The following is a 9,909-nucleotide window of genomic DNA, read 5'->3' as shown; positions in this document are numbered from 1 at the left end:
GCATGGCTCCTGCGCCAGCGCAACGGTGGGGGCGGCGGGCGGGCTCGCTGGTGGCTGGCCCTACCCGGCTCGCTGGTGTGCCTCGGCCTGGTCGCCGGGGGCGCGGTCGCGGCCTGGGCACTGCCCGTGCCGGCCTTTCCGCGGCCGTCCGGGCACTACGCGGTCGGCGCCACCGTGCTGCAGTGGACCGACCCCGCCCGCGAGGAGACGGCCACACCAGACATCGGCGATCGACGGACCGTGGTCGTGCAACTTTGGTACCCGGCGGATTCGGTCCCTCCCGGTACGCCCGGGATGCAGTACCTCGGCCATACCGCGGAAGAGGCGGAGGCTGTCGCCGCGGCCGCAGCTGACTACCTGGGGATACCAGCCTTCCTGCTGAACGGACTCCCGCGTGCCCGTAGCCATGCGGCGCTCGACGCGGCCCCGGCGGCCGGTCGCTTCCCGGTGGTGCTGTTCTCTCCCGGACTCGGCGGCGTGCGCACCCAGAACACTGCGTGGGCAGAGGATCTGGCCAGCCGCGGCTACCTGGTCGCCGGGGTCGACCACCCGTACGACTCGGCCGCGGTCGTGCTCGCCGACGGGCGGACCGTCCGGACCCGGGTCGCCGCAAGCGGTGACCCGGGCGAGGACACCAGGAGGACGATCGGCTGGACGGCGGTGCGAGCCGCAGACCTCAGCTTCGTCCTCACCCAACTCAGCCGCCTGGATCGCGGAGAGTTGCCCAGCCCGTTCACCGGACGGCTCGACACCGCACGGGCGGCGGCGACCGGCCACTCCCTCGGCGGGGCCGCCGCCATGCGTGCCGCCCAGCAGGACTCGCGGTTCACCGCGGTCATCGATCTGGACGGCGGTCTCAATCAGGACCAGGGCCCGCTGCGCCAGCCGGTGCTCGCCCTCACCCACGCCATCGAGGAGCAGTCCGACGCCGACTACATCGCACGTCTGTCGGAGGTACTGCAGCAGGGCGCCGCGACCAGCTACCGGCTCACCGTGCCCGGCAGCGCGCACCTCACCTTCACCGACGCCCCGCTCTACCTGCCACCCCTGCCCGCCGTGGTGGGGTCCGTCGGCCGGACCGAAAGCGTGCGGATGACGACCGAGACCTGCGCCACGTTCCTCGACGCGACACTACGCGGCCGGTCCGTCGACCTGCCCGGCACGCTGTCACGTCACGGTGACCTGCGGGTGTACCACCCACAACCCGCTCCCTGACCGGCATCGGCTGCTCATCCGCCTCGACGGCCCGCCGGGTCCGGTGCGGCGACCTGCGGTCGTCACCGCCGGGGCCACCTGGAGCCGCTTTCGGGGTTACGCGTGGCAGGCGAAGAAGTCCGCCATGGCTTGGGTGTGGGTGGAGAAGGCCAGCTCGACTGGTTGGGTGAGGACCAGCCACTCAGTGGCCTCCTCGGTCGGGGCGGACGGCGGCAGGGTGTGCGCCGGGCGCTCGGGCAGCTCACCGAAGATCATGATGGTGCCGCCGGCCGGGGCGCTGTGCACCGCGAAGAGCGTCGCCTGCGCCGCATCGCCGATCAGGCCGGTCTCCTCGCGCAACTCCCGTACCATCGCGTCGGCCCACTCCTCGCCGTACTCGATGAAACCCCCGGGCAGCGCGAGCAGCCCGCGCGCCGGCTCGATGTCGCGGCGGACCACCACCAGGCCCAGCCCCTCGTCGGTGCGTACCGGCAGCAGGGCCACCGCGACCGGTAGCGGATTGCGCCAGACCGTCTCGCCGCAGGCCGCGCAGAGCCGCGGCCAGGCGGCGTCGGTCGGGTAGGTGGCACCGCAGTACGAGCAGTGCGAGAAGGGTACGGCGGTCATGTCGCCGCACGTTACCGCGCCCGCCTGGTACGCGTGCCCCACACTCGATCCCCCTGGCCGTCGCCGCCCGTCCCTACCCGCGCGCACGGTGTGTCCGTGCTTGTCCTGCCAGGGGAATGCTCGTGGCACCGTCGAGGTCGGTCTCGCGCTGCGGCCCGGACCGCCGGCGATCAGGCGGGCGCGCCCGTGTAGGCGGCGGTGGTACGGGCGGCGGCGGCCCGCGCGGCGTCCGGGTCGGCGCCGCCGGTGATGCTGGCCTCGCCCCAGTGCTCGCTGACCGCCGTCATGAACCCGCGGCCCTCCTCGGAGCCCAGCCACGCGGCGGCCTCCTCCGGCCGGACGCCGGTGCCGTCGGCGGCCAGGTGGGAGGCGAGGCCGAGCAGGCCCAGGTCCCAGCCGACACCGACCGCGCCGGGACCGAACTCGAGCCAGCGCTCGTCGTCCACGTGCGCGACGTGCTCCAACTCGAAGCGGGTACGTTCCGGGCTCTCCGCGGTGAGCCGCACCTCGATCCAGCTGACCTCGCCGCCGTACTCCCAGGTGGCGGCGAAGCTCGTCGGCGGGTCGCACCGTTGGACGGTGCCGCCGGCGTTGCCCTCGAGCTGGTAGCGTCCGCCCACCCGCAGCTCGCCCGAGATCGGCAGGAACCAGCGGGGGATGCGTTCGGCGTTGGTGCAGGCGTCCCAGACGTCCTCCAGGGGCGCGTCGTACGCCTGGCTGATGGTCAGCACGCGCGCCTCGCCGGCCTCCAGCGTTCGGGTGCCGACGGTGCGCCGTACGGCGTTGATCTGGTGGGTGACGTCCGTCATCGGGTGCTCCTGTCCTCGGTGGGTGGTTGTGCACGCCGGGCACGGCGACCCCGGGCGAGTTCGGTGGCCAGGGCGTCCAGTTTGGGCGCCCAGAACCGGCGGAAGCCGGCGAGCCACTCGTCGACCTCCCGCAGCCCTCGCGGGTCCACCGCGTACAGCCGGCGGGCGCCGTCGGGGCGGACCGTGGTGAAGCCGTTGTCCCGCAGCACCCGCAGGTGTTGGGAGACGGCCGGTTGGGAGATGCCGAACTCCTCCTGGATCACCTCCCCGATCCCGCCGGCGGTGCGCTCACCCCGGGCGAGCAGCTCCAGGATGCGGCGGCGCACCGGATCGCCGAGAACGTCGAAGGCATGCACCTACCACTTATATCAGCCGATACTTATATAACCAAGGACTAAAATGGGGGTCAGTCGCGCAGCGTACGCAGGATGCGGGTCAGCTCGTCGCGGTCGGCGGGGGAGAGGTGACCGAAAAAGCGTTCCGCATCGGCGTCGCGGGCGGCGCGGATGGCCCGGGCGACCCGCGTACCCTCGTCGGTCAGTGTGACCAGGGTCGCGCGCCGGTCCGCCGGGTCGGGGCGGCGCGCGACGAGCCCACGGTCCTCCAGGCCGTCGACGACCTCGGTGGCGGAGCGGGGCGCGATGTGCAGGTGGTCGGCGAGCGCGCGGAGCCGGATCGTGCCGTGCCGGATGAGTACGGCCAGGGCGCGGGCGTGGCCGGGGTTGATCTCCCACGGTTCGAGGGTGCGTCGGGAGTGGTGGCGCAGCCGCCGGGCCACCGCCCAGAACAACTCGGGCAGGGTCTCCTCGGGCGTGTCGGGTTCCTCGCCGGTCACCGGAATACCGTAGCAGGGCTTACTGTTGCTCCCTCATGATGAGGTAACCTCAGCAAGTCGTCAGGAGGTGCTCGTGGACACCCGTTCCCGCCACGGCGGCCCGCCCCGGACCGTCACCGCCGCCGAGAAGGCCCAGGCCCGCGCGGTGCCCCTGCGCCGTGTCGGCCGGCTCTTCACCGCCCACCGCGCCGCGCTGGCCGTCGTCACCGCGATCATCGTGGTCTCCTCGGTCCTCGCCATGGCCTCGCCGTTTCTGCTGCGCGCCGTGATCGACCGCGCGCTACCGGAGCGTGACCTGACCCTGCTGATCCAACTGGTCGTCGGCATGGTCGCCGTCGCGGCGGTGACCGCCGTGCTCGGCGTGGTGCAGACCTGGATCGCCACCCGGGTCGGCCAGCAGGTGATGCACCGGCTGCGCACCGACGTCTTCGCGCACCTGCAACGCCAGTCGATCGCCTTCTTCACCCGCACCCGCACCGGCGAGGTGCAGTCCCGCATCACCAACGACATCGGCGGTATGCAGGCCGTGGTCACCTCCACCGCCACCTCCATCGCGTCCAACCTGACCACGGCGGTGGCCACCCTGGTCGCCATGGTGGCCCTGTCCTGGCGGCTGACCCTGGTCTCGCTGGTCGTCCTGCCGCCGGCGATCTGGCTGGCCCGTCGGGTGGCCGCGATGCGTCGGGAAATCACCGCCGAGCGCCAGCGCGAGCTGGCCGACCTCAACGTCACCGTCGAGGAGGGGCTGAGCGTCAGCGGCGTGCAACTGGCCAAGACCCTCGGTGCCGGCGGCGCGCTCGCCGACCGGTTCGCCGCCTCCTCCGCCCGTCTCGTCGACCTCGAACTCCGCTCCGAACTGGCCGGCCGCTGGCGGATGGCCACCATGACCGTCGTCTTCGCGGCGATCCCCGCCGTCATCTACCTCGGCGCCGGGCTGCCCGGCACCGCCGGCACGCTCAGCATCGGCACCCTGGTCGCCTTCACCGCCCTGCAGGGCGGACTGTTCCGGCCGCTGATGGGGCTGCTCAACGTCGGCGTCCAGCTCACCGCCTCGCTGGCGCTGTTCGCCCGGATCTTCGAGTATCTCGACCTGCCGGTGGAGGTGGACGACCCGGCCGACCCGGTCGAGATCGACCCGGCGCGGGTCCGTAACCACCTGCGCGTCGAGGAGGTCACCTTCAGCTACCCGGGCAGCGACACCGCCGCCGTCGCCGGCGTCACCCTCGACGTCCCGGCCGGCACCAGCCTCGCCCTGGTCGGCGAGACCGGCTCCGGCAAGAGCACCCTCGCCGCCCTGATCAGCCGGCTGCACGACCCGGACAGCGGACGGATCACCATCGACGGCGTCGACCTGCGCGACCTGCGGCTGGTCGACCTGGCCGCCGTCGTGGGCGTGGTCAGTCAGGAGACCTACCTGCTGCACACCACCATCCGGGAGAACCTCCGGTACGCCCGCCCCGACGCCACCGACGCCGAGATCGAGCACGCGGCCCGCGTCGCGCGGATCCACGACCTGATCGCCAACCTGCCCGACGGGTACGACACCACGGTCGGCTCGCGCGGACACCGCTTCTCCGGCGGCGAGAAGCAGCGCCTGGCCATCGCCCGAACGCTGCTGCGCAACCCGCGCGTCCTGGTGCTCGACGAGGCCACCAGCGCGCTGGACACCGAGACCGAGCGGGCCGTACAGCAGGCCCTGGACGCCCTCGCCGAGGGCCGGACGGTGATCACCATCGCGCACCGGCTCTCCACCGTCCGCCACGCCGACCAGATCGCGGTGCTCGACCACGGCCGGGTCGTCGAGTCCGGCACCCACGAGACGCTGCTCCGCCGGGCCGGCCGCTACGCCGCCCTGGCCGCTGCCTGACGCGGTCGCTTTGATCATCGTTGTCAGCTGGGCGACCGACACGCCGGGTCCGGCCTCCCTGAGCTGCCAGCGATCCGCTGCCAGATCACCTGTGTGGAGTGGCGTCCGCACATCGAGCCGTTTGGCGGCGGCCGGGGCTCGGCGTGATGTGCCTAGGATCGTCGGCATGCAGGAGGGCCGGTGGACGACGATCACGCCGTCGCAATTCGCGCACGAGCGGGAGGCGCTGGCACACGTGCAGGCGCTGTTGCCGGACACCGAGCCGTACCGGGCCTGGTCGAACTTCACCTTCACCGCGCAGACCGGGCACCCCTACGAGGTCGACCTGCTGGTGGCCACCCCGGGCGGGCTCCACCTGATCGAGATCAAGAGCCTGACCGGCCGGCTGACCTCCAGCGGCTCCAACTGGATTCTCACCGGCCCGGGCGGCACCCGTACCTTCGACAACCCGTTGCACCTGGCGGACGGCAAGGCCAAGAAACTGAAGTCGCTGCTGCAGATCGCCGCCGGCCAGCGAAAGGGCGAGCGGCTCAAGGTCCCGTTCGTCCAGGCAGCGGTGTTCCTGTCCAAGCCGGGCCTGCACATCGACCTCTCCGACCACCACCAGCACGGCATCTACGGGCCCGAGCCGGCGCCCGGGCACCAGCCCGGACCGCTGCCGACCATCACCTCGCTGCTACAGCGCCCGGTGCAGGACGAGCGGCACCGGGTCACCAAGGAGTTCTCCTCAGCCCTGCCCGACCTGCTCAAGGCCGTCGGTATCGCCCGCAGCCGCCGGCACTACCAGATCGGCTCGTGGGAGCTGGAGTCCCGGCCGTTCGACCTGGGGCCCACCTGGCAGGACCACCACGCCCGCCACCGCGACCTGGAGCGGGAGCACCGCCGGGTCCGGATCTATCTGGTGGAACGCAACGCCGTGCAGGCCGAGCGGGCGAGCATCGAGCGGGCCGCGAAGCGGGAGATGCTCGCCCTGCACAACATCAACCACCCGGGCATCGTCCGGGTGGACTCGATGGAGTCACACGAGGCGGGGCCGGCCCTCATCTTCCGCCACGATCCGCGCGCGATGCGGCTGGACCACTACCTGGGCCAGTACCACGAGCGGCTCGACCCGCTGAGCCGGCTCGCCATGATCCGGCAGCTCGCCGAGGCCGTCGCGTACGCGCACCGCCGTCGCCTGCACCACCGGGCCCTGTCGGCCCGCAGCGTGCTGGTCAACCCGGGTCCGAGACGGCGCGGCGGCACCGAGGAGGAGGCGTGGCTGGTCCCGCAGTTGCAGATCAGTGACTGGCAGGCCGCCACCCGCGCCGCCGACTCGGCCGGGGCGAGCAGTGGCGACCCGCTGACCCTCTCCTCGCACGCGGCCTCGCACCTCGAGCGGTCCGCCGAGGCGTACCTCGCCCCGGAGCTGACCGCACCCCGGCCGGATCCGGTGGCGATGGACGTCTTCGGGCTCGGCGCGCTGGCGTACCTGATCCTCACCGGCGAGCCACCAGCGGCGAAGCGGCAGGAGCTGCTGGCCCGCGTCGCCCGCGACAACGGACTGCGCCCCTCGTCGGTCGCCGACGGCATCAGCGAGTTCGCCGACGAGCTGGTCCAGGCCGCCACGGCGCCGGTGCCGACGCAGCGGCTCACGACGGTCAGCGAGTTCGTCGAGATGCTGGAGGAAATCGAGAACGAGCTGACCGCCCCGCCGCCTGCGTCGGTGCATCCGCAGGAGCCGGAACCGGAGCCGATCGACCCCCTGGAGGCGCGCGGCGGCGACCGGGTCGCCGAGTGGACGATCCGCAAGCGGCTGGGCACTGGGTCGACCTGCCGGGCGTTCCTCGCCCACAACGAGCGCACCGGCCGGGACGAGGTGCTCAAGGTCGGTCTCTCCGACGAGAAGGGCGCCCGGCTGGCGCACGAGGCCCGGGTGCTGCGGCCGTTGACCGACTCCCGGGTGATCCGGCTGGCCCGGCCCGAACCGCTGGAGATCGCCCGGCGCACGGTGATCGTCCTGGAGCATGCCGGCGAGCTGACCCTGGCCCGCAAGCTGCGCGACGACGGCCGGCTCACCGTCGACGAGCTGGAGACCTACAGCGACTACCTGTTCGGCGCGCTGGACTACCTGGAGGGTGAGGGGGTCTACCACCGGGACATCAAGCCCGACAACATCGCCGTCCGGGTGCGTCCGAACCGCACCCGGCAGTTGGTGCTCTTCGACTTCTCCCTGGCCGGGGTCTCGGTCAAGGAACTCAGCGCCGGCACCCCGCGCTACCTCGACCCGTTCCTCGGCACCGCCGCCCGGCAGGTCTACGACAAGCATGCCGAGTGGTACGCCCTCGCGGTCACCCTGCACGAGATGGCCTCCGGCGAGCTGCCGGTCTGGGGTGACGGCGGCACCGAGCCGCAGCTCACCGAGGGCCCTCCGGTGCTGGCCGCCGAGGCGTTCGACCCGGCGATCCGCGACGGCCTGGTGGACTTCTTCCAGCAGGCCCTGCACCGCGACCACCGTCGCCGGTTCGCCTCCCTGAAGGACCTTCGGGACGCCTGGCAGCAGGTGTTCCGCCGCTCCGACGCCAGCGCCCCGGTCGGCACCGACCATCCGGAGGTCGAGGTCGAGGAGCCGGACGTGGAGGTCGCCGAGGCGGCCCGCGAGGAGGCCGCCGGCCGGGCCACCCGGGCGACGGCGCTGGAGGCGGCCGGACTGACCCCGCGGGCCGTCTCCGCCGCCCACCGGCTGGACGCCAGCACGGTCGGGGAACTGCTCGTCGTCGCCAACAAGCTCGCCCACCTGCCGGGGCTCGGCGCGAAGACCCGGCAGGAGCTGCAACGCCGGGTCAAGGAGTGGCGTACCCGGCTCGGGGAGCGGGAGACCATCCCCACCTCGCCGGCGGCCCGGCGGGCGGCTGCCGTCGAGGCGTCCGCCGACCAGGTCGAAGGCGACCACGATCTGCTCCGGGTCGGTCTCGACGCGATCGCCACCCTGCTCGTGCCGGCCCGTAACGGCCGCAACACCGCCGAGGTGGAGGCGACCCGACTGCTGCTGCGCCTGCCCGACGACACCGGCGACCTGCCCGCGCTCTCGCCCTGGCCGCAGCAGCCGCAGGTCGCCGCCGCCGTCGGGGTGACCCCCGGCCGGGTGGCGCAGATCCTCGGCAAGCAGCGCCGGCGCTGGCAGGGCATCCCGGTGCTGGGCAGTGTGCGTACCCAGATCATCGAGCTGTTGCGCGACGGCGGCCGGGTGATGGGCGTCGGTGAGCTGGCGGCGGCGCTGCTGGGCAGCCGGGGCTCGGTGCGCACCGGCGACGAGCTGCGCCGGGCGGTGGCGCTGGCCGCGCTGCGGGCTGCCGTGGAGACCGACGCGCTGGCCGACGAGCCGCGCCTGCTGCTGCGCCGGCACAGCCGGCCCGAGATCGACGGCCGGCCCGACCCGAGGGGCGACCGGCTGCTGGTGGCCCTGGAGGCGGGCGAGGACGACGCGCCGGACACGCCGACCGCGCCCGCCCTGCTCGACTACGCCGACGCGCTCGGCAAGGCCGCCGACCGGCTCGCCGCCAGCGAGGTGCTGCCGAGCGCGGCGACGGTGCTGCGTACCCTCGCCACGGTGCACGCCCCCGGCGGCGCGGCCGACGTGATCGACGACCGGCGGCGGGTGCTGCTCGCCGCGGTGGCCTCCGAGCGGGCTGCCGCGACCGCCCGGCTGGAGCTGTACCCGCGCGACCTGGACCCGGTGCGGGCGCTGCGTCTCGCCCAGGCCGGGGTGGTGCCGCCGGCCACCACGGCGGAGGGCCGGCGGGGGCTCAAGCCCGAGCAGGTGCAGGCGCGGGTGACGGCCCGGTTCCCCGAGCTGGCACCGCTGCCGCCGCATCCGAAGCTGGACCGGCTGCTCGCCGAGGCCGGCTTCGGCCTGCGCTGGGAACGCGACAGGTACGTGCCGCCCCCGCCCCGGGCCGGGTCGTCGTCCATGTCGGTCATCCAGCGGCGTCCGTCGGCGACGAACCTGCCGAGCCGGTGGGCGGCCGAGTCACCGGAGCTGGCCGAGGCGATGCGGGCCGAGGAACGGCTGACCGGCGCGCGGTCCGCCGGTGGGTTCCGGGCCCTGACGGTACGCCTGAACCGGTACGTTCCCGCCCGCGAGGAGCTGGTACGCCGCTTCGACGCCCGGCCGGTCAACGTGGCGGCCCGCTTCCTGCACCACCTGCACGCCCTGGTGGACGCGCACCCGAAGCCGACCTGGGAAACGGTGCTCGGCGCGGACAACGCCGAGCCGAACACCCGCCCGGCGATCAAACTGGGCGAGTACGTCGAACGGGCCTGGCAGCTCGCCGCCCCGGAACTGCGCGCCGAGCTGTCGGTCGACGCCGGGCCGGTGCTGCTGCACGACGCGGCGGTACTGGCCCGCTACCGGGCGATGGAGCGGCTCCACGAGCTGGCCGAGGCGGCACGCGCCGGGGCGGGCGACGTGTGGCTGCTTTGCCCGATGGAGGATCCGGGGCTGCTGCCCAAACTGGACTCGACGGTGGTGCGGGTCGGCGACAACGAGTGGATCGCCCTCCCCGACGCCTGGGTAGCCAACGCCCACCGCAGCACCC

7 protein-coding genes are annotated in these 9,909 nt (G+C 73.4%); 3 read left to right on the top strand and 4 right to left on the bottom strand.

The features are described from left to right. Positions 1-1,215 (top strand): hypothetical protein (locus E1166_RS26710; RefSeq protein WP_132342699.1); only part of this gene is annotated, 1,215 nt, incomplete at its 5' end. Between the two features lie 96 nt (positions 1,216-1,311). Here E1166_RS26710 and E1166_RS26705 read toward each other — a convergent pair. The 4 genes from E1166_RS26705 to E1166_RS26690 all read right to left on the bottom strand — a co-directional run bounded on the left by E1166_RS26705 (position 1,312) and on the right by E1166_RS26690 (position 3,465). Then, on the bottom strand, positions 1,312-1,821 hold the full coding sequence (locus tag E1166_RS26705; RefSeq protein ID WP_132342698.1) for an NUDIX domain-containing protein: 510 nt from the start codon (positions 1,819-1,821) through the stop codon (positions 1,312-1,314). A 170-nt stretch (positions 1,822-1,991) separates the two neighbouring features. Beyond that, positions 1,992-2,630, bottom strand: coding sequence for an SRPBCC family protein (locus tag E1166_RS26700; protein ID WP_132342697.1), 639 nt, complete (start codon positions 2,628-2,630; stop codon positions 1,992-1,994). Beyond that, the gene (locus E1166_RS26695; RefSeq protein WP_132342696.1) at positions 2,627-2,986 is read right to left on the bottom strand and encodes a metalloregulator ArsR/SmtB family transcription factor; all 360 of its coding nucleotides are present in this window, start codon (positions 2,984-2,986) and stop codon (positions 2,627-2,629) included. Before E1166_RS26695 ends, E1166_RS26700 begins: the two co-directional genes overlap by 4 nt. Positions 2,987-3,036: 50 nt before the next feature. After that, the gene (locus E1166_RS26690) at positions 3,037-3,465 is read right to left on the bottom strand and encodes a MarR family transcriptional regulator (RefSeq protein WP_132342695.1); all 429 of its coding nucleotides are present in this window, start codon (positions 3,463-3,465) and stop codon (positions 3,037-3,039) included. A 73-nt stretch (positions 3,466-3,538) separates the two neighbouring features. Here E1166_RS26690 and E1166_RS26685 point away from each other — a divergent pair, with 73 nt between their 5' ends. Both E1166_RS26685 and pglW read left to right on the top strand, forming a co-directional pair. After that, positions 3,539-5,332, top strand: coding sequence for an ABC transporter ATP-binding protein (locus E1166_RS26685; protein ID WP_132342694.1), 1,794 nt, complete (start codon positions 3,539-3,541; stop codon positions 5,330-5,332). A gap of 166 nt (positions 5,333-5,498) precedes the next feature. After that, positions 5,499-9,909, top strand: a 4,411-nt coding sequence (gene pglW, locus E1166_RS26680; protein WP_132342693.1) for a BREX system serine/threonine kinase PglW, incomplete at its 3' end; no start/stop codon positions are given.

This window comes from Micromonospora sp. KC213 (genome assembly GCF_004348325.1).
Lineage (GTDB): Bacteria > Actinomycetota > Actinomycetes > Mycobacteriales > Micromonosporaceae > Micromonospora.
The sequence above is the reverse complement of the archived record's forward strand: the minus strand, read 5'-3'. Positions and strand labels throughout refer to the sequence as shown.

What these genes read in the sequence shown, in the direction of transcription:
- E1166_RS26705 (WP_132342698.1), bottom strand. Translation starts at nt 1,821, where the DNA reads ATGACCGCCGTACCCTTCTCGCACTGCTCGTACTGCGGTGCCACCTAC.
- E1166_RS26700 (WP_132342697.1), bottom strand. Translation starts at nt 2,630, where the DNA reads ATGACGGACGTCACCCACCAGATCAACGCCGTACGGCGCACCGTCGGC.